The sequence below is a fragment of the Lentzea albidocapillata genome (assembly GCF_000719115.1).
Lineage (GTDB): Bacteria > Actinomycetota > Actinomycetes > Mycobacteriales > Pseudonocardiaceae > Lentzea > Lentzea albidocapillata.
In genome coordinates this window covers 252,170-278,228 of the sequence record NZ_JOEA01000007.1, presented here as the reverse complement: position 1 = coordinate 278,228, position 26,059 = coordinate 252,170, and the positions used below count along the sequence as shown (strand labels likewise).

Here is a 26,059-nt window from a genome sequence, read left to right as displayed (position 1 = left end):
CACACCCCCAATAACCTCCCCGGCATGTACCCACAGGTGGAGCCCTACGCCCAAGGCATGCTCGACGTAGGAGACGGTCAGCAAATCCACTGGGAAGCCAGCGGCAATCCCAACGGCAAACCGGCGTGCGTCTTCCACGGCGGTCCAGGGTCAGGCTCGAACCCCAGATGGCGCGAGGACTTCGACCCGGACCACTGGAACCTGATCCTCTGGGACCAGCGCGGCAGCGGTCAGAGCACCCCTTCGGTGGCAGACCCGGCGACCAGCATGGAACACAACACCACCCAGCACCTGATCGACGACGCCGAGAAGCTCCGCGAGCACCTCGACATCGACAAGTGGCTGCTGGTCGGCGGTTCCTGGGGCTCCACCCTCATCCTCGCCTACGCCATCCAGCACCCCACCAGGGTCAGCGAGATCATCATCCCGGCGGTCACCACCAGCCGTCCCGAAGAGCACGCGTGGATCACCCGCGGCCTCGGCATGTTCTTCCCGGACCACTTCGACGCCTTCCGCGACGGCGTCCCGGAGGAGGACCGCGACGGCAACCTGGCACTGGCCTACAACAAGCTCCTCAACTCACCGGATCCGGCGGTCAGGGACAAAGCCGCCTGGGACTGGAGCAAGTGGGACCTGTCCACGATCACAGGCGGCGACAACGACTTCGAAGGTACGAGGTACGCCGACCCCGTCACGCGCTACCGGCTCGCGCGGACCGTGACCCACTACTGGGGCAACGAGGCGTTCCTGGAGCCGAACCACATCTTCGACAACCTCGACAGGCTTCAAGGCATCCCAGGTGTGCTCATCCACGGCCGCAACGACTTCGGTGGGCCGTTGTACACGGCGTGGGAAGTGGCGAAGCGGTGGCCCGACGCCGAACTGGTCATCCTGAACGACGCCGGGCACGTCATCATGGAGGGCAACAGCATGCCCGAGTACTGGACGTACGGGGGCGCGGGGACGGTGCCGCGAGGCGCCCTGCTGAGCGCCGGAAGACCCGGTGAAGGTTCGTGGTCACCGCACTAGGGCGCGACGGGTCCGGACCGGTAGAGGTCCTCGCCCGCCCACCTGATCCGGTCGTTGAAGCCGAAGCCTGGTGCGGCAACGAAGTTCGTCGCGTCGTCCACCGAACCCGAACCGTCGTACTCGGCGCGCAACGGGTACGGGAACACCGGGCGGGTGCGCACGACGTTGCCGTCCGAGTCACGTCCCGTGGCCAAGATCCGGGACGGTGCCTGGCCTCCTTCGACCCACGAGACGAGTGCGCGGAACGGGTCGAATTCGGTCAGGGTGTCGCCGCCGGCGCAGTGCCACATCGACGGCACGACGAAAAGCCTTGCCCAGGACGGGGTCTTGCCGCCGGTGAGGCGTTGCCAGTAGTCGAGCGTGCCCTCGAACGGGATGCCCTGGTCGCCCGCGCCGTGCCAGATGATCAGCTTGCCCCCTGCGCGCTGGAACGCCCGCAGGTCCAGCGAGAGCGAGTTCGCCTTCACGGTTTCGGGCACCAGGCGACGGAACTCGCGCACGGTGAACTCGAAGGACTCCAGTGACGAGTGCGGCCTGCCGATCGGATAGACGAGGTGCTTCAGGCCGTTGTCGGCGAGTTCGGGGGCGATGCCCCTGCCCAGTCCGGGAGACGGGTTGAGCCAGAACGTCCACGAGATCTCGGAACCGTAGGGCTGGCCGCCGGGGTAGAGCCGCACGCCGCCGTCGGACGGGCCGGCGTAGAGGCGGCGGACGCGGGCGATCTCGTCGTCGGTGAGCCGGCCTGCCAACGAACCCGGATCGAAGGTGCACAGGCGCGGATCGTCGATCTGGCCGTCGACGAGGCCGTCCAGGCCGTCGCAGGCCGCCATCACCGCGTTGTGCAGCACGACGATCTTGTCGTTCGGGATTGTGTTGCGCGCGATCCACGCCTGGTAGCCGATCAGCGCGGTGTAGTACGCGCCCGGTGCGGCCGCGATGACGCCGTCGAAGTCGCGCGGGTAGCGCTGGGCCAGCAACAGGCCCTCCCGGCCGCCGTTGGAGCAGCCGCTGAAGTACGACTTCGACGGCGCCTTGCCGTAGAAGACCGAGATGATGTGCTTCGACACCTTCGACAACGCGTGGGGCGCGCGGAAGAAGTAGTCGTCACGGGCCTTCTGGTCCGACACGGCCCACGTCGTGTCGAACGGGTTCTCCGGCGGGGCTTGGTGTCCGTCGTCGGTCGCGGCCACCGCGGCGTCACCGAAGGCGGGCCCGCAGCCGGCGGGAAAGGCCGGATCGCCGATGGCCCCGCAGAATCCGCCACAGCCGTACTGGAGGTAGCGGCCCTGGTAGCCGCGCACCGGCAGCTTCAGCTGGAAGCCGATGTTCGGTTCGATCGTGCCGCGCACGTCGCAGAACTCCGTGGCACCCGTGACAACCGCGGCTGACGTGACGCGCGTGCGGGCGTCCGGCACGTCGAACGATCGCATCAGATCGGCGCACGAACGCGTTGGACCGGTGGCGGTGGCGGGAGCGATCCCCGCCGCCACCGTTCCCAGGACAGTGAGTGATGTCAACAAACTGCGGAGCATGGAGCGTCCTTCCCCCTGTAGTAGGACGTACGGGGGGAGTTTTCCAGCTAACTGACGTGCACGCGTGGCCTTCGAGTCGGATCCGACTCAGCCGAGCGGATGATCTCGCGTACGACCGGAGGCGTGTCGCCGCGCCCGAGGATCAGGTAGCGGAAGAGGTGCGCCAGCGGATTCCCCTCCGACCACTCGAAGTGCGCGTGCGGGATCACGCCGGTCGAGTCGCGCAACGCCAGCAGGATCGCCGCGATCGCGTTCGGTGAGGCGGGAGCGGAGGCGCGCAGGACGCGGTGGCCGTCCACCTCGGCGCCGGACACGCACAGGACGTTGCTGAACGCCGACGGGTCGACGATCTCGATCTCCAGGAAGAGCACGTCCGCGGATCCCGGCACCGGGTTCATGCCGCGCTGTTCCGCCTCCTTCTCGTCGTACTCCGCCTTGTCGCCGACCTGGCGGCGGTTCGCGATCAACGTGATCAGGCCGTCGTTCTCGATCGTGTCGGTGACGAACCGGCGGGCCTGCTCGTCGAACTTGATGCTGTCGACACGCAGTTCGGTCGTGCGCGAGATGCGCGACACCAGGGAGATCACCACGATGCCGATGATGAAGCCGAACGAGATCGTGATGCCGTCCGGCTTCTCGATCACGTTCTCCACCAACGCGTACAGCAGCACCAGCGTCAGCACGGTGAACCCCATTCCCGCGCCGCGCTGCCTCTTGCGCCACGCGGACACCGCCACCGCGAACGAACCCGACACCATCATCGCCAGGATTCCGGTGGCGTAGGCACCGGCCTGCGCGTTCACGTCGGCGTTGAAGATGATCGTGATGATGATGCAGATGATCGTGTAGACGATCACGACGGGGCGGACGGCACGGCCCCATTCCGGTGCCATGCCGTAGGAAGGCAGATAGCGCGGCACGATGTTGATGAGGCCGGCCATCGCCGAGGCGCCGGCGAACCACAGGATCAGGATGCTGCTGATGTCGTAGACCGTGCCGAACACCTCGCCGAGCATTTCGTGCGCGAGATATGCCAGAGCACGCCCGTTCGCGGGACCACCGGAAGCGAACTTCTCCTGCGGCACCAGCACGGTGGTGATGAACGACGTCGCGACCAGGTACACCGACATGATCAGCGCGGCGGTCGTCAGCAGCTTGCGCGTGTTGCGCACACGGCTGTCGAGGCGCTTCTCCGGCGTGTCACCGGACGCCGCGACCAGCGGCATCATGCTCACGCCGGTCTCGAAGCCGGACAAACCGAGCACCAGCAACGGAAACGCCAGAATCGCCGGGCCGATGACGCCGAAGAACCCGTCGCCGTGCGCGCCCAGCGCCGACACCCAGTGGTCAAGCGCGTCCGGCGTCGCGAAGACGTCCACGAGGCCCACCACGACCACGACGGCGTTCAGCGTGAGGAACACCGCCACCAGCGGGATCGCGACGCCCACGGCCTCGCTGAAGCCCATCAGGAACACGCCGCCGAGGATCAACAACAGCACGATCGTCAGCCAGAGCTCGGCGCCGTGCAACGACTCCGGCACGTACGGGTTCTCCAGCGCGTGCACGGAGGCGTCGGCGGCGGACAGCGTGATCGTGATGATCCACGACGTCGCCACGAAACCGAGCAGCACCAGCACGAAGATCTTGCCCCGCCAGAACGGCAGCAGGTTCTCCAGCATCGCCACGGAGCCCTGGCCGTGGGGACTCTCCCGCGCCACCCGCCGGTACATCGGCAGCATGCCGAGCAGCGTCAGCGCCACGATGAGCAACGTCGCCAGCGGGGACAGCGCGCCGGCGGCCAGAGCGGCGATGCCGGGCAGGTACGACAGGGTGGAGAAGTAGTCGACGCCGGTGAGCGTCATGACCTTCCACCACGGATGCGGCCTGGCGTGCGACTCGTGGCTTTCGGGACCCGAAGGCGCCACCCGGTCCGCGAGCAACCACCTGCCCAGAGGTCCGCCGGGAGGCGCCGGGCGTTCCGGGCTCGGAACCTCGGCGGGGATGGCGAACTCCGTGCTCATGGCGCAGAGCATGCCACCGTCAGCTGATCACGGCCGGAACTCAGCCGGAAAACCAGCCTCCTGAACAGACAATCCGGACGGACGCAGCGTTCCGATGCTGCCCTGCGTGTGCAGGTCGAGAAAAAGGTCCACAACGTCCGGATCGAACTGCTGCCCGCGACCCGACCAGAGTTCGCGCCGCGCGCGGTTCTCGTCCAGCGCGGTCTGATGTGGACGGTTCGACCTCATCGCGGCCCACGCCACGCACACGGACAGGATCCTTGCTTCCGCACGGATGTCGGCGCCGCGCAGGCCGTCCGGATAACCGGCGCCGTCGTAGCGCTCGTGCTGCTGCCTGATCACGTACGCCACGCCCGCGAACCCCGGCACCATCCGCGCGAGCCGGTAGCCGAAGTCGGGGTGCTGGCGCAGCAGCCGCCATTCCTCTTCGGACAGTGCGCCGGGCTTGGTGAGCACCACCTCGGGGATGATGACCTTGCCGATGTCGTGCAGGCGCCCGGCGAGCTGGGTGACCCTGATCGTGGGCGCGTCGAGCCCGAACTCCCCCGCGGCCACGCCGGCCCAGCGCGACACCGACCGGCTGTGGTCGTAGCGGTGCAGCCAGCCGTCCACGCGGTCGGCGACCTGGCAGAGGAACTCCGCCATCGCGCCGTCGGTGTCCGGATCGACCGCGGGCAGCGGCTCCGGACCGACCGCGATCCTGTTGCGTCCCGCCGCTTTCGCCGCGTACAGGGCCCGGTCCGCGATCACCACGATGTCGTCGGGACCGTCGCCGTGCGTCGGGAAGCTCGCCGAGCCGACCGACACCGTGACGAACAACGGGATGTCGTCGTTGCCCGCGTTGACCGGAATCGGTTTCTCCGCAACGCGTTCGCGCAGCCGGTTCGCGATCACGGACAACCGGCCGGGACCGGCGTCCGGCACCAGCAGCGCGAATTCCTCGCCGCCGTACCGAGCGAGCACCTCACCGGCTCTGGACGCCGCGCGCAGCCGCGCCGCGACCTCGATCAGCACGTCGTCGCCGGCGGGGTGGCCGTAGTTGTCGTTGATCGACTTGAAGCGGTCCACGTCGATGATGAACACCGCGACCGACCCGTCGCCCCGCCGGGCGCGGGAGATCTCCAGCGGCAGCTGGGCCTCGAAGAACCTGCGGGTGTGCAGCCCGGTAAGACTGTCGGTGATCGCGAGCTTGCGCTGGTCCGCGACCAGCCCCGCGAGGCGCGCGATGATGAGCAGCGACAGCAGCCCGCTGCCGGCGGCGATCACCAGGACGTCCTGCGACGACTGGCCCACGTCGTGCACCAGCATCAGGATCGGGGCGGCGAGAGCGGCCGAGCACAGCGCGATGATCCGCCCGCGGCTCAGCCCGACGTCCTTGACGTGCGCGCGGTCCACGAGCCGCGCCATCGTCGGGTGCAGTGCCGCCGCGCCCATGCACAGGTTCGCCGACAGCCAGATGGCGTCGAGGAAGTTGCCCGCGTGGTAGCTGCCGTCGAGGCGCTGCAGCACGTAGATCGTGTCCGCGGTCAGGATGCCCAGCAGGTTGCACGTCAGCAGGATGAACGCGCGCGGCCGGGGGCCCGCCCCGAAGATCAGCCGCAACGCCACCACGAACAGCGCCAGGTCCATCATCGGGTAGCCGAGCGACGCGATCTTCACCAGAACCGGTGAGGTGAGGCGGGCCTGCGGGCCGATCACGTAGAGCCAGGACGCCATGCCCGCGACGACCGCGAGCACCGCGGCGTCGAGCAGGCTCGGCAGGTCGAGGCCCGGGGTGCGGCGGCGGATCAGCAGGATCACACCCGCGACCATCAACGGGTAATGACCCAGGTAGAAGATGTCCGCGTACGAGGGGTAAAGCGTGTTCTCGAAGATGTAGTGCGATGCGTAGAACGTCAGGTCGGCGATCGCGTAAACGACCTGGCTGAGTGCGAGGAACACCCATGGCCGCCTCCATTGGGGGCGGTTGCGCTTGACACCCGCGAATGTCGCGATCGCTGCCGAAGCGCTGATCGTGCAGTAGAGCACCACCCGTACCGTTTGGCCCGCTGTCCCCGCGGGACTCACCGGAATCAGGTAGTAGACGCCCAGCAGCAGGTGACCCGCCACCAGGTACATCCACCACGCCCCGGTGTGGCCGGTACGGAAGATGGTCACACGAGACCCCTCGTTCTACGACATCGGTCGAGCCAGGTGATGATGCCCGACTTGGGATGATCGCGGCACCGTCGTTACTCCAATGAGGTGACCCACCATTACGGACGCTACCGCGAATCCCTGTTCTGTTTTCCACCACTGCGACTGCGGTGATCTCGCCGATCGCCGATCCGTGCCTGCGGGTGGTACCCAACGATTTTCGCACGACTTTTCGCTGCTCGACGGTGATTCGTGCACCTTGTGCCACTGATATTTCCGACCTGTTGGTCGGTAAACGGGTTCACCAGACGTTCGTCGTTGACCGTTGCTCGTGTGCGGGCCGGGAGCGACGATCAACGGACTATCGTGAGCCGGTGGACGGCGTTCGGTTCGGGGTGCTTGGGCCGCTGCTCGTCACGTACGAGGGGCGGGACGTCCGCATTCCCGCAGGCCAGCCGCAGCAGGTCCTGGTGCTGCTGCTCCTGCACACCGGTCAGACCGTCAGCGTCGACCACCTCATGTCGATCCTCTGGGACGGCGATCCGCCCGCCAGCGCGCGCAAGGCCGTGCAGGTGCACGTCTCGCAGCTCAGGAGGGCCCTGAAGGACCTTCCCGGGGTGTCGCTGGAGTGGTCGCGGCAGGGGTACCGGCTCGACATCCCCGAGCGGTCGCTCGACCTGCGGCTCTTCCGCGACGCGCAGGACCCGGACGAGGCGCTGGGGTACTGGCGCGGGCCCGCGCTGGCCGAGCTGACCACGAACACCCAGCTCGCGAACCAGCTGGAGGAGGAACGGCTCGCGGCCGTCGAGCGCCGTGCCGACAGGGCGATCAGGGACGGCCGGCACCACGAGATCATCGGCGAGCTGACCGGGTACGTCACGCAACACCCGACCAGGGAACGGCTGCGGGGCGCGTTGATGGTCGCCCTGCACCGGAGCGGACGGCAGGCGGACGCGCTCAGGACGTACGACGAGGGCCGTCGCCGGCTCGCCGAGGAGCTCGGGCTCGATCCCGGCCAGGAGCTCCAGGACCTGCACGCCGCGATCCTGCAGGGCGACATCCCCGCCGTGCCGCGCGAACTGCCCGCCAGACCTGACCCGTTCGTGGGCCGCCGCGCGGAGATCGAGTTGATCACGGGCTCGGCCGAGACGGTGATCGCCGTGCACGGGCCGGGCGGGCAGGGCAAGAGCGCGCTCGCCACCACCGCCGCGCACGCGATGGCCGAACGTTTCCCGGACGGACAGTTGTACGCCGACCTGCACGGCGCCACGCCGGGCCGGTCGCCGCTGTCCCCCGCCGAGGTGATCAGGCGGTTCCTGCGCGCCCTGGGCACGCCACCGCTGGCCGTCCCGACGGACGTCTCCGAGGCCGCCGCGCTCTACCGGTCGACGCTGGCCAGGCGGAAAGTCCTGGTACTGCTCGACAACGCGGTGGACGCGGCGCAGGTCGGCCCGCTGCTGCCCGGCGAGCCGGGTTCCACCGTGCTGATCACCAGCCGCCGGATGCTGGCGACGCTGAGCGCCCGGCACGTCCGGCTCGACCCGTTGCCGGAGGCCGACGCGCTGCGGTTGCTGGGCGACGACAGCGAGGCGGCGAAGCAGGTCGCCCGGGCCTGCGACCACCTGCCGCTGGCGCTCACGATCGCGGCCGCGCGGCTGCGGTCACGGCCGGACTGGACGACCGGGACGCTCGCGAGACGGCTCGCGGACCAGCGTCATCGGCTGGACGAGCTCGACTTCGACGACCTCGGTGTGCGGTCGAGCTTCCAGCTGGGCTTCGAGGGCCTGAACGCCGTCTCGACCAGGGCGTTCATCCTGTTGTGCTGCCTCAACGTGCCGACCGTCGGCGAGCCGGTGGTCCGGGCGTTGCTCGGGCAGGACGACGTGGACCGCGCGCTGGACCCGTTGGTGGACGCCAGACTCGTGGAGCCGTGCGGGCCGGAGCGGTACCGGGTGCACGACCTGCTGCGGTTGTTCGGCGCCGAGCACGTGAACGACGAGAAGCAGGACGCGCTCGCCCGTGCGCTCACGCACTACCGCTCCACGCTCGCCGCTGCCCTGAAGAAGCTGCGGCCACACGCTTACGGCGCGCTCACGTACTCCGCGACCAAGCAGGACATCGACGAACCGTTGCGGTGGCTGACCGACGAGGCCGAGAACCTGCTGGCCGCGGCGCGTTCCACCGTGGCGTCCGCCGCGTTGGCCGAGCACGGGCTGGCCATCGCGCACATGCTCTACCCGCACCTGTTCAAACAGGACAGGGTCGCGGACCTGGTCGAGCTGGGCCAGATCGCGGACCAGGCCGCTCGCACCGTCGGCACCTCGGCCGCGTTGCAGACGGCGCTCCTGGTGCGGTCGGCCGCGAACCGCAGGATCGGCGCGTTCGAGATCGCCCTCGCCCAGCTGGAAGAAGTGCTGGAGGCGCGCGCCGACGACCCGTTCGGGCAGGGTCGTGCGCTGTCCGGCATCGGCACGATCCAGCGCGAACTGGGTGAGCTGGAGCAGGCCGAGTCGACCCTGGCGCGGGCGATCGAGCTCACGTCGGAGCACGGACCCGCCGGCGCGCAACGGGTTCCGTTGTCCGCACTGGCCCAGGTGCACCAGGTCGCCGGACGGTACGAACAGGCGCTCGACGCCGCCGAGCTGAGCCTGAAGCTCGCCCGTGAGCACGCGGACGAGGCTGGAACGGCGTACGCGCTGGCCTCGCAGGGACAGGCGTTGTTCAAGCTCGGCAGGCCGGCGGAGGCCGAGGCCTCGCTGAGCGAGTGCATCGAGCTGTGCCGGGTCACGGGCGAGCACAACGACGAGTGGCAGGCGCTGCTGTGCCGCGCGGAAGTGTTGCTGGCCGCGGGAAAGCCCGAACGGGCCACAGTGGACGCCGAACGCTGCCTGGAGATCACCGCCGCTCGCGGCGACCGGTACGGCGAGGGGGTCGCCCACCTCGTGCTCGCCAGGACAGGCCGGGAAAAACACGCGGACCGGGCGGCCGAACTGCTCGGCACACCCGGTCTGCGCAGGGACAACCTCCTGGACAGCCTGATCGGCTGATCAGGCGCAGTGCTCGAAACCGCTGGTGTAGCTGGAGGAACCGACCATGCCGCCCCACTTGACGCACTTGCCGGGCGCCTTCTTCTTCACCGGGCCGGCGTAGTAGCCGTACTTGTCACGGTCGGTCGTGCGTGCGGCGCCCTGCACCTCGAGGAACGCGCCGACGTCGGACGCCGTGCCGATCTTGGTGGTCTTGATCGCGACCACGCAGTTGTAGCCGTTGGAAGCGTTGTACAGCAGGGAGACCCGCGCACCGGTCACGTTCGCGCCGTCGATGACCTTGTAGCCGTCGCCGCAGGCCTCTTCCGGCGTGTACGGGTTGGTGGCGCCACCGCCGCCGCAGTTGTTGCTCTTGTAGCTCTTGGAGCCGTAGTACAGCGCCTGCGAGCCGTTCATCACGACGCGCTGCGGGGTGCCGTTCTTCAGCTGTTCGAAGTGCAGGTGCGGGCCGGTCGAGCCGCCGGTGCTGCCGACGTTGCCGATCTTCTGGCCCTGCGTGACGCTCTGGCCGACCGAGACGCTCTGCACGGACAGGTGGGCGTAACGGGTGGTCCAGCCGCTGCCGTGGTCGATCTCGATCCAGCGGCCGTAGCTGGTGTTGCCCTCGTTGCGGACCTTGCTGACCTTGCCTGCCGCCGACGCGACGACGACGTCGCCCTGGGCGTTGGCGCGGCTGAAGTCGATGGCGGCCAGCGGCTTGTGCGGGTTCGCGTCGTTCGGACCGCGGGTCTGGCCCGTCCACGTCTGCCCGCACGGGAACGGCATCTGCCAGTTGGTGGCGGCCGAGGCCTGCGGCGCGATGGCCACGAGCACCCCGATTCCGACGGCGAGGCCCGCGACGGCGGACACGATTCTCTTGACGTTCATGACTTCCCCTCGTTCACCCGAAGATCCGGCGGACCTTGGAGTACGGCGTGCCATGGCTGTTGAGCTCGCAGATCCGGACGCTCCGCCCGTCGCGGTGAACGTGCGGACCTCGGCCTGGGCCGTGCCGGCGCTCGTGAGAGGCACCGGCACGGCCAGGCTGCGACCGCCGCGAGGACGGTCGTCCGCATGTCAGCAGCGGATGCTGGTCCGGGCGGTCGGCGTGTTGCCGCTCCACTTGATGTTGCCGACGGCGTGGGTGCACACGCTCAGCGTGTTCGTGCCCGACGACCAGTTGTCAGCCTTGTTGCTGATGCACTTCAGGCCTTCGAGCATGTACGGGGCGCTGGAACCGGTCGCGACCGAGACGCAGACCTCCCAGTTGGAGTGCGAGGAGCGGAAGCCCTGCCACACGTAGACGTAGGCCCAGTTCTTGTTGCAGCCCTTGAACTGCTTGACCGAGCCGATGTTGGTGCCGCCGCTCGTGATGTAGGCGGTGGAACCGATCTGCGTCACCGGGCCACAGCCAGGCGCCGACTCGGCCTGCGCGGGCGAGGTGAGCCCGAGCATCGCGCCACCGACGATCACGGCTGCCCCGAGCGTACTGGCGATCTTGCTGAACATGCTTCTCCCTCAATGGTTCTGCGATGGTGCTGCGGAGATTGGTCAGTCGGTGATGTAGCCGGTCACGGCGCGCCCCCTCAGCAAGCGCTCGACGCGAGACGGGCGGTGCGGTGCACGCCGTTCTTGTCGACGTAGAGCACCTCGCCACGGGCGCAGCCGGGCGCGTAGACCATGTTTCCCCAGTGGTTGCCGGGCGTTCCCGCCGCGACGAAGCCGACGCGGTCGCTGCTCGACCACACGGTGATGCGCAGAGCCGAGTCGCCGCCCGAGTAGTTCGAGACCCGCACCCAGTTCGTCCGGCAACCGGGCGACCACCGCAGCTCCGCCGTACCGCCCGTGTACATGGGCGCGGTGTCCGCGGTCGTCGAACCACTGCTGCACCCGGCGGACACCGGGTCCTTGTCGTTGCACCCGCGTCCGCTGCAGGACGCGGCCTGCGCGTCCGGCGCCATGAGGAGCGTGAACGCGGCCGCGGCGATCAGGGCTGTCGACTTCATGGCGCTGACACTGCCGACCGGCGCTCACAGCGACCTGACAGCTACACCCCGTCCGGTGTCAGCGAGGTGTCAGAAGGCCACGTCAGCGAGCGGTGCGCGATCGGTCAGCGGCGGTGGCCATGGTGTCGCCATGACGTGGTTGCGCAAGCCCTGGGTAGGCCCGTTGGCGTTCGTGGTGGTGGCCTTCGTGGCGTTCTCCGTGCCGCCGTACCTGACCGGTGATCGTCTGCAAGCACGCGTGCAGTCGGACTGGGGACCGCACTACCCCCTGCTGGTGATGCACGTCGTCTGCGCGTCGATCGCCATCGTCACGTGCGTGGTGCAGATCTGGCCGTGGTTCCGTGGTCGTTTCCCCGTGTGGCACCGCCGCATCGGCCGTGTGTACGTGTTCGCCGGTGTGCTGCCGGCCGGGTTGTCCGGGCTGGTGATCGGCTGGATGACGCCGTTCGGCCCGGTCGCTCAGGTGAGCAGCGTGCTGTTGTCCGTGCTGTGGCTGGCGTTCACGTTGCTGGCGTGGCGCGCGGCCCGGCAGCGCCAGTTCCGCGACCACCGAAAGTGGATGATCCGCAGCTTCGTGCTGACCGTCTCGACCATCACGAACCGGATCTGGGGCACCGTCGCGTTCCTGCTGCTGGCGGACCGCGTGCCGGAGGCGGACCTGCCGCAGACGATCGCCGGGATCTCGACTTGGGCCGGGTGGACGATTCCGTTGCTGCTTTCGCAGTGGTGGCTGGAGCGCAAGCCTCGCCGGCGTGCCGTGGTCGAGCAGCGGGAGGCGGTCAGCGTGAGCTGACAAGGGGTTACGCGGCGACTACGGTCGGCACTCATGAGGCTACTGCTCGCTGTCCTGATGATGGTCGTCCTCGCCCCGGTCGCATCAGCCGCACCGACCGCACCGCCGACCGCGAGGTGCGAGTTCATCCCGACGCCGGAGAACCCGGCCGCCCGCCCGGTCCAGCCGCCCAAGGCCGTCGTGCCGGCTCGCGGCATCGTGAAGGTCACCATCGTGACGAACTACGGGGTGGTCGTCGCGAACCTCGACCGCGCCAACGCCCCGTGCGGCGTGGAGAACTTCGCCCACCTGGCGCGGAGCTGGTTCTACACGATGTCGCAGTGCTGGCGCCTGACCGACACTTCGCGCCTGGGCGTGCTGCAGTGCGGTGACATCTACCGCGCCGAGGAGGGTGGGCCCGGTTACCGGTTCGCCGACGAGGTGACTGGCAAGGAGACCTACCCGCGCGGCACCATCGCGTACGGGAACCAGGGGCCGGGCACGAACGGCAGCGAGTTCTTCATCGTGCACTCGTTCGCCAACATCAAGCCGCTCTACACCGTGATGGGTCACGTCACCTACGGCATGGACACGCTGGACCGGATCGTGAAGGCCGGGATCGTGCCGCAGCCGGACGGCCTGCTCGACGGCGCGCCGAAGAAGCCGGTGCGGATTCTGCACGTGCTCGCCTAGTTGCTCATTTTCCGAGTAGTCGCCGTTTTGCTGAAACGGCGACTACTTTGCGTTTCAACCAGTTAGGGCGAAATTCCGGTAAGCGATCTTGGTCACACGGCCTACCTGCGCATATTGAGCCATTCGCACCATCGCGCATTAAGGCGGATTTGATACTGGTTGTGATCCCGCTCGCCCCCAGGAATCAATTCCGCAGCTCCTACGCTTCTGTCACCTGAATGGCGGCTGTACCAGCCAGTAGCCTCATTTCGGTCAAAGGAGGCACACAGGTGACACCCGAGTTCGAGCCGGCTCGACTCGACGACGTCGACGATCTACTCAGGCTCTACCGGCGGGCGCACGGCGCGAACTACCCCATCGCGATGGGCACCGACCCCGACGTCATGGCCGCCGAGATCGAGGCCCCGCACACCACGTGGCTGGTGTGGCGCAGGGACGGCCGGGTCGTCGCCTCGATCACCGGGCACATCGAGAGCGCGGACCGCCTCGGCAAGATCGCCGGGCTGGTCGTGGACCCGGACGTGCAGGGCGGCGGCATCGCGCACCACGCCGTCGGGCAGATCACCGGCCGCATGCTCGCGAGCGGCGATGTCGACTCGGTCTACGGCACCGCGCGGACGATCCACCTCGCGCCGCAGCGGGTGTGCCTGCGCAACGGGTTCCACCCGCTCGGGCTCGTGCCGAACCTGTTCAAGCACGCCAAGCGCGAGACGATGACGTTGCTGGCCAAGCACCGCGACGGCGTACTGGAGCAGCGGGCGGAGGTGCACAAGGTGCCCCAGAGCCTGGAAAGGCTCGTCAGGGCCACGCACGCGACGATGCCCACGCTGCCCGAGTTCGTCGAGGACACCACCTTCACCGCCGCCGAGGTGTCGCGGCTGGAGGTCATCGAGGCGCCGCAGTTCGTGCAGCGGCACTTCGAGCACACGATCAACGACCCGGCACGGCGGTTCTACCCGTTGCACAGGCCGAACGTGCTGCTGGCCGACGAGCGCGGCGAGTACCAGATCTACGGGCACCTCAACCGGCACGACGGCTACTGCACGATCTTCGGTGCCACGCCGAGCCCCCAGGCACTGCTCCCGCACCTCGGCGGCGTGATCGACACGCTGGCCGGGCTGGGCGCGCCGCACGTCGAGACGCTCGTGCCGCTGCACGAGTTCGACGAGCTGAGTGCGTTGGTGGCCTTCGGCTTCCTGCCTGTCGCGCTGTACCCGGCGATGCGCAAGGACGGCGAGGTCTACCACGACTACGTGGTCATGGTGCACACACCGCAGCCGCCGGACTTCCGCGGACTCGCGATCGACGAGGCGTTCCGGCCCTTCACCGAGCAGTACATCGAGCTGTGGACGCAGAAGTTCCTCAACACCAACGGAGTCTTTCGAGCATGAACCCGCATTTAGGTCCAGCAACAGTGCCGGACCCATCGCTGCGCGCCGTCCAGGCGCTGTGCGACATCGCGGCGCCGTACGACCACAGCGACGAGGACCTGTTCCTGGAAGCGATGAACGAGTCGAACCGCTGGCACGCCCAGCGCAACGAGTTCTTCCGCAGCCTCTGGAACGGCAAGCCGCTCAAGGACATCACCGACCAGCCGTTCGTGCACGCCAACTTCTTCAAGATGCACGAGGTGCTGTCGGTACCGCGCGCCGAGGTCGTCGTGCACGCCACCTCCTCCGGCACGACCGGGCAGAAGTCGCAGATGTTCTGGGACGCCTGGACTCTGCGGGCGGGTCAGCGGATGGTCGCGCGGATCTACGACCACAACGGGTTCATCTCCCGCGAGCCGGCGCACTACCTGATCAACCTGAACCAGCCGGCATCCGACGTCAAGCTCGGCAGCTCGTTCACCGGCCAGTTCATGACGGACTTCGCGCCCGTGGAGTCCGTCGACTACGGCCTCGCGCACACCGGCAGCGGGCACGAGTTCGACGCGTTCGGCAGCATCCGTGCGCTGCAACGGTTCGCGGACAGCGGCCGGCCGGTGCGGATCTTCGGGTTCCCGGCGTTCCTGAGCTTCACCATCGACCGCATGCGCGCGATGGGGATAGAACCGTTGCGGCTCAACGACCGCTCGATGGTGTGGTTCGGCGGCGGCTGGAAGGGCAACGCGGACAAGCAGATCTCCAAGTCCGAGTTGCGCGCGAAGGTGACCGGCATGCTCGGCATCCCGGACGCGCGGATCCGTGACAGCTACGGCTCTGTCGAGCACTCGGTGCCCTATGTCGAATGCGCGCACCACAACCTGCACGTGCCGACGTGGTCACGTGCGATCGTCCGGGACGTCCGGACGCTGGAACCGTTGCCGTACGGCGAGTCCGGCTACATCCAGTTCGTGTCCCCCTACATCACCTCGGCGCCCGCGCAGAGCGTGCTGATGGGTGACCTGGCCGCGCTTCACGCACCTGAGGAGTGCGGTTGCGGCAACAAGACCCCGTGGTTCGAGATCCTCGGCCGCGCCGGCGTCTCCCGCAACCGTTCCTGCGCCATCGCGGCAGCAGAGCTCCTGAAAGGCAGGGCATGAGACACTTCTGGCAGGGCGAGTGGGTCGGCGACGAGGCTGTGGCGCTGCGGCTCGACACGCTGGACGACCGCACCCAGCAGGTCATCACCGGACCGCGCCTGAACCCGCTCGTCGTACTGGCCGCCGCCGAGAAGCTGGATCTGGAGCAGCACCGCGCGTCGCTGGTCTCGTGGGGCCTCGACGAGGTGGAGGTCGACGAGACGCTGGACGCGCTGCGGCACGCGTTGAGCCGTGATTCGCTGGAACGCAAGCTGAAGCGCGAGCTCGGCAACCTCGACCCGGCCCGCATGGTCCGCTTCGACTTCCGCACTCCCACCTACGAGGCCTGGGTGCCGCTCGGCCTGCTGGCTCACGTGACGGCGGGCAACGCACCCGCCGCCGGCGTCCTGAGCGCCGTCGAGGGCCTGCTCTCGGGCAACCTCAACGTCATCAAGGTCGCGTCGGACGACTCGGGCTTCACCGCCGAGGTGCTCGCCGCGCTGGCCTCACACGACCAGACCGGTCAGATCGCCGCGCGGCTCGTCGTACTGCACTTCTCCTCTTCGCGCACCGACTGGATGACACGCATGCTCGGCGCCGCCGACGCCGTCGCGGTGTGGGGCGGCGAGGAGGCGATCACCGGCGTCACCGAGCTGGTCAAGCCCGGCGCGCGGGTGATCGACTGGGGACCGAAGCTGTCGTTCGCCTACCTGACCCGCGACTCGTGGTCCGATGTGGACACCCTGCGCGCGCTGGCCGCCGACGTGTGCCGGCTGGAACAGCAGGCCTGTTCCAGCCCACAGGTGATCTACCTCGACACCGAGGACTCGTCCCAGGTCTTCGCCTTCGCCGAGCGCTTCGCCTCCGTGCTGGAGCAGGCGGGACCACCGACCCGCGAGCCGTCACAGGCCGAATGGGCGGAGATCACGAACACCGTCCTCGTCACGCAACTGGAAGAACACCTCGGGTTCACGAAGGTGCACGCCGGCGGGAACTGGCGCGTGCTGGCGGACGTGCGGTTCGCGCCGCGCACCTCGCCGCTGTACCGGACGGTGTGGGTCAAGCCCCTGCCGCGCAAGCAGATCACCTCCGTGCTGCGGCCGATGCGCCGTTACCTGCAGACCGTCGGCCTCGCGGCGGACCGGCCCGACACGGCCGCGCTCGCGCGTTCGTTCGTCTCGGTCGGCGTGCAGCGGATCACCACGCCGGGTTCGATGCTCGGCGGCTACAGCGGTGAGCCGCACGACGGCGTCTACGCGTTGCAGCGCTACAGCAACCGGGTGTCCGTGCAGCTCGACGACAGGTTCGCCACGGACGCCTCGCTGGACGACCTGGCCGAGTCGCGCCAGCTTCCGGTTCCTCCGGTTCCGGTGACCCTGAAGTCGGACTTCGAGACGCTGCAGGACCGTCCGGCGGACGTGTACTTCCGCAGCGGTGGCAGCTCCGGCGCGCCCAAGCTGTCCGCGTACACCTGGGCCGACTGGGACGAGCAGATGTGGGTCGGCGCCGAGGCGTTGCTCGCCACCGGACTCGACCCGCGCCACGACCGCGTCATGAACCTGTTCTTCAACGGCCACATGTACGCGAGCTTCGTGAGCTTCTTCTCCGCGCTGGAGCGGATGAACGCCGTGCAGTTCCCGATGGGCGGCGAGTGGGACCAGCTCGACGCGATCGCCCAGGCCATTGTGGACAACCGTGTCGACACGCTGCTGACCGCGCCGTCGTTCGTGCAGCGGCTCTTCGCCGAGCACGGTTCGATGCTGAAGGAGTACGGCGGCATCCGCAAGATCTTCTACGCGGGCGAGCACTTCGGTGCGCAGGCCATCGCGCGGTTGCGGGACGAGTTCGGCGTCGAGACCATCCGTTCGGCGGCATACGCGACCGTCGACGCGGGGCCCGTCGGCTACCAGTGCCAGGCTTCGGCCGGCAAGGTGCACCACCTGTTCACCAGTCTGCACACGCTGGAAATCCTTGATCGCGAGACGGACCGTCTCGTCTCGTCGGGCGAACCCGGCAGGCTCGTCTTCACCACGCACACGCGACGGGGCCAGCGGCTGGAGCGCTACGAGATCGGCGACCTGGGCCGCTGGGTCCCCGGTGACTGCCCGTGCGGCCGTCAGACGCCCCGGTTCGAGCTGCTGGGACGCACCGGAGACGTGTTCCGGGCCGCCGCGCAGACGCTGAACTACCGGCGGTTCCTCACGATCCTGGAGGACGAGCACAGCTACTCCGGCGCGTTCCAGGTCGAGCTGAACGAGGACGCTCGCGGCGAAGAGCTGGTCGTACGGCTGGAAAACGGCCGCGCGCCGGAGCCCGCGGTCACCCACCGCACGCTGCTGTCGTTGTATCCGGAGGTGTCCGAGGCCGTCGAGCAGGACGGGCTGCTGACCGTGCGCGTCGAGAACGTTCCACTCGCGGAATTCCAGCGGACGAAGAGCAGCGGCAAGTTGATCGCGGTCGTCGACCGGCGCAGCAGCAGGAGTGTGTGAACGATGTCCGTGCTCGACCTCGTCTGCTACGCCCGCACGCACTCCCCGTTCTACAGGGACCTGTACGACGGCTACGACTCCTCGACGCCGTTGTCCGAGCTGCCGGCGGTCGACCAGGCCGCGTTCTGGGCCGCGAACACCGTCCGCGACAACCACGTGCTGACCAGCGCGCACACCGACGGCCTGATCTTCAAGACCGGCGGCACCACCAAGGCCCCTCGCGTCTCCTTCTACACCAACGGGGAATGGGACGCGATGTGCCGCACGTACGCGGAAACGCTGCCCGCGGCCGGACTGCGGCACGGCGACCGCGTCGCGAACCTCTTCGCCGCCGGTGAGCTCTACTCCAGCTTCATCTTCGCCCTGAACGCGTTGCAACACTCCCCGATCGACCTGGTGCAGCTGCCGATCACCGGCAGCGCGCCGGTCGAGTTCACGCTGACCACGATGCAGGACTTCGACGCCACCGTCGTGGCGGGCTTCCCGACGACGCTGTGCCGGCTGGCCGCGCACGTTCGTTCCGAGGCCGGCTCACTGCCGTCGGTGCGGCTGGTCCTGTTCAGCGGTGAGGCTCTGTACGACGACCAGCGCGCACTCCTGCTCGAGGCGTTTCCCGGCGCCGAGTTCCGTTCGTTCGTCTACGGCAGCGTGGACGGCGGGATCATCGGCACGGCGGTGCTCGGCTCGGACGACCCGAGGGTGTTCCGTTCCTTTGTGGACAGCTCGGTGCTGGAGATCGTCGACGCCGACACCGGCAAGCCGATCACCTCGCCGGGCCGGCCGGGCCGGTTGCTGCAGACCGACCTCACCCGGCGACTGCAGCCGATGATCCGTTACCCGGTCGGCGACCTGGCCGAATGGGTCGACGTGGAGGACGGGATCTTCCGCCTGCTCGGCCGCGCCGACGAGGGCGCACGGGTCGGCCCCGTGACTTTGCACCTCGACCACCTGCGGGCCGCCGTCGACCGCGCCGGGATCACGCACAACGGCGTGCAGGTCGTCATCCGCCGGATCGACGCGCGGGACCAGCTGGTGCTGCGCATCGCCGGTGCGGCACAGGACGTCTCCGCCGTCCAGGACGAGGTGCACCGGATCAGCCCGCGGTTCGCGCTGCAGGCCGGTCGGGGTGTCGTGGCACCGCTCGCGGTGGAGTGGGTGCACGCGCTGGAGGTGAATCCCCGCACAGGCAAGACCGTGCGGCTCCTCGACGAGCGCCCCGTGTAGTTAGTGTGTGCCGGTGCGAAAGATCCTGGTCATCGGTATCGGCGCGGGCAATCCCGACCACCTGACGGTGCAGGCCGTCAAGGCGTTGCAGACGGTCGACGTGTATTTCGTGCTGGACAAGGGTTCGGTGAAGCAGGAACTCGTCGACCTGCGCGCGTCGATCCTGGCGGAGCACGTGACGCGCCCGTACCGCTGGGTCGAGGGCCGGGATCCGGAACGCGACCGCAACCCCGCCGACTACAAGGCGACGATCGACGCCTGGCGCCGCGACCGCGCGGACGTCGTCCGGGGGCTGCTCGCGGAACTGGGCGAGGACGAGGTCGGGGCGTTCCTGGTGTGGGGCGACCCGTCCCTGTACGACTCGACGCTGGCGATCCTCGACGACCTGCTGGCCCGCGGCGAGTCGTTCGAGGTAGAGGTCATCCCCGGCGTGACGTCGGTGGCCGCGTTGACCGCGGGCCACCGCGTGTCGCTGAACCAGGTCGGCAAGCCGGTGCAGATCACGACCGGCCGCCGGCTGGCCGCCGGATGGCCGTCCGGTGTGGACGACGTGGCCGTGATGCTGGACGCGACGTACTCGTTCGAGGGCGTCGACCCGGACACGTGGATCTACTGGGGCGCCTACCTCGGAATGCCGGACGAGATCCTGGTGTCGGGGCGGGTCGGGGACGTGGCGGCGCGGATCCGCGAGGTGCGTGACGAGGCCCGTGCGCGCAAGGGCTGGATCATGGACACCTACCTGCTGCGCCGTAGCTGACGAGGAAACCCCCTACTCTGCGATCAGGCGGCTGACCGAGCGTTCGACGAGTGCACGGGTCGCATTCGGGGTGGTGAACGCCAGGATCGACATGTGCACGACCATGTCCAAGAGATCGTTGGCGTTGAACTCGGCCGAGATCTTGCCTTCCATCTGCGCCAGCCCGATGGCCTCGACCTTGTGCCGGTACGCCTCGGCCTCGGCCTCGGGGATGGCCTCGAAGCCGTTCTCGAGCCGGTGGTAGGCCGCGAGCCTGAGCAGCCGCGGCTGGTCACGGTAGGAGTCGAACAACCGGCCCGCGTAGCCGGGCAGGTCGTCGGGCGTGATCGGGACCTGCTGGATCATGCGGTCGATCTGGATCTTCAGCAGCTCGTCGTACAGCCTCTCCTTGCTGCCGAAGTAGGCGTAGATCATCGCCTTGTTGCACCCGGCCTTGGCCGCGATGCGATCGACCCGCGCGCCGGCGAGGCCGTACTGGGCGAACTCGTCCATCGCCGCGTCGAGGAGGTTGGCCTTGGTCGCTTCCTTGTCCCTCACCACGCCTCGCATTCTAACCAACCGGTTGGTCGAGACAACTAACCGGTTGGTTGACGGCTCGGGGCGCAGCAGATCCTGTTCGCGCGCAGGGTGTTGTCCGACCGGGCGTTCGACGCCCTGTTCGTCGGGGCGATGCGCCGGTTCGTCTAAGGCGGGTTCCTACTGTCTGACCAGGTACCTTCGGTTCAGAACCATCGAGGGGAGTCGTGTGCACGAGGGGCTGTCGCCAGAGGCCGAGAAGCTCTACCTGGCGATGCTGCGCGGAGCCGTCACCGAGCCCGGCCCGGCACACGAGGAGCTCGAACAGCTCGGGCTGCTCCGGAACGACGACGTGCGCCCGCCGCGTTCCGCGCTGGCCGCGATCGCGTCGGGGCATGAGGTCGCGGCAGCGCGGGCCAGGGAGACCGCCGAGGTCCTGGCCGCCGCCTATGCCGAGCGCGGTGCGAAAGAGGTCGACTTCGTCGAGGTCCTCAAGGACGCGGACGAGGTGATCAGCGCGTTCGAGGAGATGCAGAGCCAGGCCAAGTCGGAGATCCGGGCGCTCGATCCCGGTTCGTACCTGAGCCCTCAGCCGGAGGCGAGTCCCGCGCAGCCTCCGGCGCTGGCCCGCGGTGTCGCCTACCGGGTCGTGTACGAGTCGGCGTTGCTGCAGACCGAACGCGGGTTCGCGTCCGTGCAGGAGAGCATCGCGGTGGGCGAGCAGGCGCGGACGTTCCCCGGCGTGCCGCTGAAACTCGTGATCGCCGACTCGGACCGGGCGTTGATCGCGGTGCCGACCGTCACGGGCGGGAACGTGGTCGCGCTTCTCATTCACCCGTCCGTGCTACTGAGCGCGTTGATCGAGTTGTTCGAGGCGTTCTGGCGGATGGCGGTGTCGATCACCCCCGGTGGTCAGGGGGACGCCCAGCAGGAGCCGACCACGGCTACCCGGAGGTTGATGGCGCTGCTCAGCGCCGGTCTGACGGACGAGTCGATCGCACGCGAGCTCGGCGTCAGCGAACGCACGGTGCACCGCCGGGTGAGCCGGCTGCAGCAGTTGCTGGGGGCGCAGACCCGGTTCCAGCTCGGCGTCCAGGCATCACGGCGAGGTTGGCTGTAGTCACCCAATGTCACAGAGTTGACGATCTTCATCACTCTGTGAACACGATCGGTGACGGTTTCCAGACATGGCGACTTTCTGCCATCACCCAGGAGTGTTAAACGCAGTTTTTTCCTTTCTCCTCTGTTGCAAGCGCGGTCTTACCCAGGCCGTGCGGGGGCAGGAAGGGATCTACCGTGAGGCAGTACTTCAGAGGCGGCATCGCCGCGGTCACAGGGGCGCTGATCGCGACGAGCATCGTGCTCACGCCGACGGCGAGCGCGGCCGCCAAGCAGGACCCGGACACCCAGGCAATCGCGGGTGCCCTCGCCACGCAGAAGGTGACCTGGGAGGAGTGCACCTTCCCCGGCGTGGCAGAGGAGACCGTCAAGAGGTTCAAGACCGTCAAGGGTCTCGCCTGCGCGACCATCCAGGTCCCGCGAGACTGGCACAACCCGGCCGACGGCAACACGATCGGCATCCGCGTCTCCAAGACCGAGACCGCGCACAAGGGCACCAGCCGTCAGGGCATCGCGCTGGTCAACCCCGGTGGCCCCGGCGGCTCCGGCCTGCCGTGGGGCGCGGCGATGGCCCTGCGCACCCCGGTCCTCGCCGGCCAGTACGACTTCATCGGCTTCGACCCGCGCGGTGTCGGCCTCTCCACGCCGCTCAAGTGCAGCTACACCGTCCCGAGCAGCACCGACATCAACGTGCTGAACAAGGCGAAGGTCGACGGCTGCCTCGAGAACCCGCTGACCAAGTTCATCACCACCGAGCAGACCGCATACGACATGGACTTCATCCGCGTCGTGCTCGGCGAGAAGAAGATGAGCTACATCGGCTACTCCTACGGCACGTGGCTCGGCACCTGGTACGCCGCCACGTTCCCGAGCAAGGCGCACCGCTTCCTGCTCGACTCGGCCGTCGACGCCTCGCAGACGACCCTCGAGAACACCTGGGATCTGCAGCCGCGCACCCGCGACCGCCAGTTCCAGGAGGCGCTGCTGCCGTACATGGCGCGCAACGACGCCGAGTACGGCCAGGGCACCGACCCGATGGAGATCCGCCGCAACTGGGAGAAGACCGGCGGCACGCGTGAGTTCCTGGGTCAGCTGTTCGTCGCGTGGTTCGTGATCCCGGCCATGTACGACACCTCCCAGTACCCGACCGCCGCCGCCGCGGTGTCCGCGGTGATCGGCACCCCGGCCGCCGGCACGGACGCGGAGAAGGTCGAGCAGCTCGTCTCGAAGATGCTGGCCACCAAGGGCCTCACCGACGAGAACAAGGCGTTCATCGCGAAGGCCAAGTCCAACGCGCTCGCCGCGATCGCCAAGAAGGAGCGCGTCGCGGTGAAGACCACGACCGCCGCCGCCGAGGTCGAGACCTGGGACGCGACGTTCGAGGCGATCCGCTGCCAGGACGGTCAGTGGAACCAGAACCTGCACTACTGGAACTACTGGCTCGCCGACCTGACCGTGAACGCGCCGTTCATCGCGCCGTTCATGGGCACCCCGCTGTGCGCGTACTGGCCGACGAAGAACGCGATGCCGAAGCCGGACAAGAAGACGTTCCCGCGTCTGCTGGTCGCGCAGTCCGAGCTCGACGCCGCCACCGCCTACGAGGGCGGCCTCGCCACGGCGAAGGCTCTGCCGAAGGCCAAGCTGATCAGCGTCGACAACGAGGGCTCGCACGGCCTGTTCCCGTACAACACGGACTGCGTCGACGACCCGATCGTCTTCTTCTTCCAGACCGGCGCCACCCCGCGCAAGCAGTTCACGGGCTGCCAGGCGCTTCCGCTGCCCGGTGAGGACAAGACGTTCGACGTCGGCGGCAAGCTCACCAACGGCAAGGTCAAGATCAAGATGATCACGCCCGCGGTGAAGGAAGCCAACAAGATCGTCAAGGACCTGCTGAGCGGTTCCTCGACGGCGGCTGCCGACGAGTCGGGCATGCCGGCCAACCTGTAACACCCTTGTAGAGCAACGGTCTCCGGCACGCTGTGCCGGGGACCGTTTCCATTTGCAGGTAGTCACATACGAGGATCAAACCAGCGTGTCGATGATCAGCGGACCCTAACGCTGCCACCACTTCTTGCGGACCACGTCGATGACGACGCAGGTGATGTTGTCCGGGCCGCCGTTGCCGTTCGCCAGTGCGATCAGCTGCCAGGCCGCCTCGGTTCCGTCCTCAGTGGACAGGAGGACCTCGTGGACGTCACCGAGGTCGGTGTAGTCGGTCAGGCCGTCGCTGCAGAGCAGGTAGCGGTCCTCGACCTTGGCCTGGTGCCACGAGAGATCCGGGTCGTGCGAGTTGCCGGACTGCAGGGCGCGCAGCACGTAGGCGCGGCGCGGGTGCACCAGGGCTTCTTCCGGTGTCATGCGACCGGCGTCCACCAGAGCCTGGACCATCGTGTGGTCGTGGGAGATCTGGCGGAGTTCGCCTTCCCTGAGGACGTACGCGCGCGAGTCGCCGATGTGCGCCAATTGGAAGGCGAGGCCCTCCCACCGGATGGCGGTCAGCGTGGTGCCGGCGCCCTGGGGTGTTTCGGCGTCGAGTCTGCGCGCGATCTCGGCCACGGCCGGCCCCAGGTCGCCCTCCCAGCCCGCGAGGACGTTGACCGCGAGTGCGCTGGCCACTTCGCCGTGCTCGTGGCCGCCCATGCCGTCCGCCACGGCCTGCAGATCCGCGCGGACGTAGACCGAATCCTCGTTGTGCTCGCGGACGAGCCCAGGATCGGTCGCCACGGCGATGCGCAGCTCGTGTGTCATGTTCTCCAGTAGATCAGTTGTGAAGTGAGTTCACAAGCAATACGGTTGTGAACCATGGATGAGACTGTCAACGCCGGTGACATAGCGCGCCTCGCCGATGTGGGGCGGGCGGCCGTGTCGAACTGGCGGCGGCGGTTCGAGGACTTCCCGTCGCCGGTCGGTGGGACTGCCTCCAGTCCGTTGTACCTGTTGCGCGACGTGGAGTCATGGCTTCGGCGCAACGGAAAGCCGTTCCGGGTCTCCCCGGCCGAGCGGCTGTGGACGCGGTTGCGGACCGCGGACGACCTGAAGCTCGGCGAGGCACTGGCCGCGGTCGAGGCCGACGCAGAGACGTTCGAGTTCCTGCACGAGCGGTACCTGGAGGCCCACTCGCGGCTGCTGAACCCCACTCCGCCCGAGGTCGTCGAGGTCGTCCTGGCCACGACGGACGGTGACACGGTGATCGATCCGGCGTGCGGCACGGGGAGTCTGCTGAAGGCGTCCAGGGCGCGGAACAAGATCGGGCAGGAGCTCGATCCCGTGTCGGCGGTCATCGCGCGGCGCCGGATGCCGGCCGCGCAGATCTTCACCGGCGACTCGTTGCGGCACAACGGGGTGCAGGTGAAGGCCGACGCGGTGGTGTGCGATCCGCCGTGGCACGACCGGGCCTGGGGACACGAGGAACTGGTCGGCGACGCCCGGTGGACCTACGGCCTGCCGCCCCGCGGCGAACCGGAGCTGGCCTGGTTGCAGCACGCCCTGTCGCTGGCGAAGCCCGGCGGGCTGGTGGCGGTGCTGCTGCCGTCCGCGACGGCGTCGAGGAGGCCGGGCAAGCGGATCCGCGGCAACCTGCTGCGCGCCGGGGCGTTGCGCGCGGTGATGACCGTGCAGCCGGGACGCGATCTGTGGCTGCTGCGCAACCCGATCGGCCGCGCGCCCGAACACATCGCGCTCCTGGAGGCACCGGGTCCGCTCGACCCGAACACGCGGGTCATCGACCTGCTGGACGACGACGTCGACCTCAGTCCGTCGCGCCGCAGCGGCACGGACGCGTCCGCCTACCTCGCGGCGCAACCGACGTTCGGTCTGCCCCCGCTGCCCGAGTTGCAGCAACAGGACGCTCCCCCGATGACCACGATCGGCGAGCTGGTCCGCGCGGCCCCCGGCCGGCACGTCGTCACGTCCCCCACCGGCGCGACGTACGAGATCGACCCGCGCAAGCTCGACCCTGACTTCCTCGAAGGCGTGCTGCGCGCCGCGTTCGCCAGGACGCCGACCGGCTCGACCCGGCTCGACGTGCGCCGGACGCAGGTGCCGTCACTGCCGCTGGCGGGACAACAGCGGTACGGACGGGCGTTCGCGCAGCTCAAAGCGCTGGAAGCGGGCCTGGACGAGGCCGCCACGCTGGTCCGTTTGGGCTACAGTGGACTCCTGAGCGGACAGGTCGGGCCGGCGTGATGGCGGCAGATTCACCCGATCGGGATGTCCTGAAACGCTGTTACCGTCGCC

General features: G+C 68.4%; 20 protein-coding genes. 12 read left to right on the top strand and 8 right to left on the bottom strand.

Annotated features, from left to right (window positions below; translation table 11 throughout):
• Nucleotides 1-24: 24 nt before the first annotated feature.
• Entirely contained in the window at nt 25-1,029 is a 1,005-nt protein-coding gene (pip, locus tag IG04_RS0112200; RefSeq protein ID WP_084589998.1) for a prolyl aminopeptidase, read from the top strand.
• On the opposite strand, the gene IG04_RS0112195 is transcribed toward pip, so the two are convergent.
• From IG04_RS0112195 to IG04_RS42530, 3 genes are all read right to left on the bottom strand, one after another.
• Complete coding sequence (locus IG04_RS0112195; protein ID WP_245815946.1) at nt 1,026-2,459, bottom strand: tannase/feruloyl esterase family alpha/beta hydrolase; 1,434 nt, start codon at nt 2,457-2,459, stop codon at nt 1,026-1,028. The two genes, pip and IG04_RS0112195, sit on opposite strands and share 4 nt — an antisense overlap.
• Nucleotides 2,460-2,608: 149 nt before the next feature.
• On the bottom strand, nt 2,609-4,582 hold the full coding sequence (locus IG04_RS0112190; protein ID WP_030476715.1) for an APC family permease: 1,974 nt from the start codon (nt 4,580-4,582) through the stop codon (nt 2,609-2,611).
• A gap of 27 nt (nt 4,583-4,609) precedes the next feature.
• Complete coding sequence (locus IG04_RS42530) at nt 4,610-6,739, bottom strand: bifunctional diguanylate cyclase/phosphohydrolase (protein WP_245815944.1); 2,130 nt, start codon at nt 6,737-6,739, stop codon at nt 4,610-4,612.
• A gap of 353 nt (nt 6,740-7,092) precedes the next feature.
• On the opposite strand from IG04_RS42530, the gene IG04_RS43895 reads away from it, so the two are divergent.
• Nucleotides 7,093-9,765: an AfsR/SARP family transcriptional regulator gene (locus IG04_RS43895; protein ID WP_051769640.1), complete on the top strand. Its 2,673-nt coding sequence runs from the start codon at nt 7,093-7,095 to the stop codon at nt 9,763-9,765.
• Here IG04_RS43895 and IG04_RS0112175 read toward each other — a convergent pair whose 3' ends face one another.
• From IG04_RS0112175 to IG04_RS43890, 3 genes are all read right to left on the bottom strand, one after another.
• A complete protein-coding gene (locus tag IG04_RS0112175; RefSeq protein ID WP_030476712.1) occupies nt 9,766-10,632 on the bottom strand; it encodes a M23 family metallopeptidase in 867 nt (288 codons plus the stop codon).
• A gap of 189 nt (nt 10,633-10,821) precedes the next feature.
• Nucleotides 10,822-11,253, bottom strand: a complete 432-nt coding sequence (locus IG04_RS42525; RefSeq protein ID WP_036014404.1) for a hypothetical protein — start codon at nt 11,251-11,253, stop codon at nt 10,822-10,824.
• 77 nt (nt 11,254-11,330) lie between these two features.
• Complete coding sequence (locus IG04_RS43890) at nt 11,331-11,750, bottom strand: DUF2690 domain-containing protein (RefSeq protein ID WP_051769638.1); 420 nt, start codon at nt 11,748-11,750, stop codon at nt 11,331-11,333.
• Between the two features lie 130 nt (nt 11,751-11,880).
• On the opposite strand from IG04_RS43890, the gene IG04_RS0112160 reads away from it, so the two are divergent.
• The 7 genes from IG04_RS0112160 (at nt 11,881) to cobF (ending at nt 20,188) form a co-directional block, all read left to right on the top strand.
• Nucleotides 11,881-12,543 carry a DUF2306 domain-containing protein gene (locus IG04_RS0112160; protein WP_051769632.1) on the top strand — a complete coding sequence of 221 codons (663 nt, stop codon included), beginning with the start codon at nt 11,881-11,883 and terminating at the stop codon, nt 12,541-12,543.
• Between the two features lie 33 nt (nt 12,544-12,576).
• The gene (locus IG04_RS0112155) at nt 12,577-13,215 is read left to right on the top strand and encodes a peptidylprolyl isomerase (protein WP_030476708.1); all 639 of its coding nucleotides are present in this window, start codon (nt 12,577-12,579) and stop codon (nt 13,213-13,215) included.
• A 269-nt stretch (nt 13,216-13,484) separates the two neighbouring features.
• A complete protein-coding gene (locus IG04_RS0112150) occupies nt 13,485-14,606 on the top strand; it encodes a GNAT family N-acetyltransferase (RefSeq protein ID WP_030476707.1) in 1,122 nt (373 codons plus the stop codon).
• Nucleotides 14,607-14,629: 23 nt separating this feature from the next.
• A complete protein-coding gene (locus IG04_RS0112145) occupies nt 14,630-15,739 on the top strand; it encodes a LuxE/PaaK family acyltransferase (protein WP_211257739.1) in 1,110 nt (369 codons plus the stop codon).
• Nucleotides 15,736-18,207, top strand: a complete 2,472-nt coding sequence (locus IG04_RS0112140; protein ID WP_030476705.1) for an acyl-CoA reductase — start codon at nt 15,736-15,738, stop codon at nt 18,205-18,207. Before IG04_RS0112145 ends, IG04_RS0112140 begins: the two co-directional genes overlap by 4 nt.
• A gap of 3 nt (nt 18,208-18,210) precedes the next feature.
• Nucleotides 18,211-19,431, top strand: coding sequence for a phenylacetate--CoA ligase family protein (locus IG04_RS0112135; protein ID WP_030476704.1), 1,221 nt, complete (start codon nt 18,211-18,213; stop codon nt 19,429-19,431).
• Between the two features lie 13 nt (nt 19,432-19,444).
• Nucleotides 19,445-20,188 carry a precorrin-6A synthase (deacetylating) gene (gene cobF, locus IG04_RS0112130; RefSeq protein ID WP_030476703.1) on the top strand — a complete coding sequence of 248 codons (744 nt, stop codon included), beginning with the start codon at nt 19,445-19,447 and terminating at the stop codon, nt 20,186-20,188.
• A 12-nt stretch (nt 20,189-20,200) separates the two neighbouring features.
• Here the strand turns inward: cobF and IG04_RS0112125 are convergent, their stop codons facing one another.
• A complete protein-coding gene (locus IG04_RS0112125; protein WP_030476702.1) occupies nt 20,201-20,728 on the bottom strand; it encodes a TetR/AcrR family transcriptional regulator in 528 nt (175 codons plus the stop codon).
• A 205-nt stretch (nt 20,729-20,933) separates the two neighbouring features.
• Between IG04_RS0112125 and IG04_RS0112120 the strand changes: the two genes are divergently transcribed.
• Nucleotides 20,934-21,824, top strand: a complete 891-nt coding sequence (locus IG04_RS0112120; RefSeq protein ID WP_245815942.1) for a helix-turn-helix transcriptional regulator — start codon at nt 20,934-20,936, stop codon at nt 21,822-21,824.
• Between the two features lie 176 nt (nt 21,825-22,000).
• The gene (locus IG04_RS0112115; protein WP_245815940.1) at nt 22,001-23,770 is read left to right on the top strand and encodes an alpha/beta hydrolase; all 1,770 of its coding nucleotides are present in this window, start codon (nt 22,001-22,003) and stop codon (nt 23,768-23,770) included.
• Nucleotides 23,771-23,875: 105 nt separating this feature from the next.
• On the opposite strand, the gene IG04_RS0112110 is transcribed toward IG04_RS0112115, so the two are convergent.
• Nucleotides 23,876-24,571 (bottom strand): PP2C family protein-serine/threonine phosphatase, encoded by a 696-nt coding sequence (locus IG04_RS0112110; RefSeq protein WP_036014401.1) that lies wholly within the window; start codon nt 24,569-24,571, stop codon nt 23,876-23,878.
• A 54-nt stretch (nt 24,572-24,625) separates the two neighbouring features.
• On the opposite strand from IG04_RS0112110, the gene IG04_RS0112105 reads away from it, so the two are divergent.
• Nucleotides 24,626-26,008: an HsdM family class I SAM-dependent methyltransferase gene (locus IG04_RS0112105; protein WP_030476698.1), complete on the top strand. Its 1,383-nt coding sequence runs from the start codon at nt 24,626-24,628 to the stop codon at nt 26,006-26,008.
• Nucleotides 26,009-26,059: the final 51 nt, after the last annotated feature.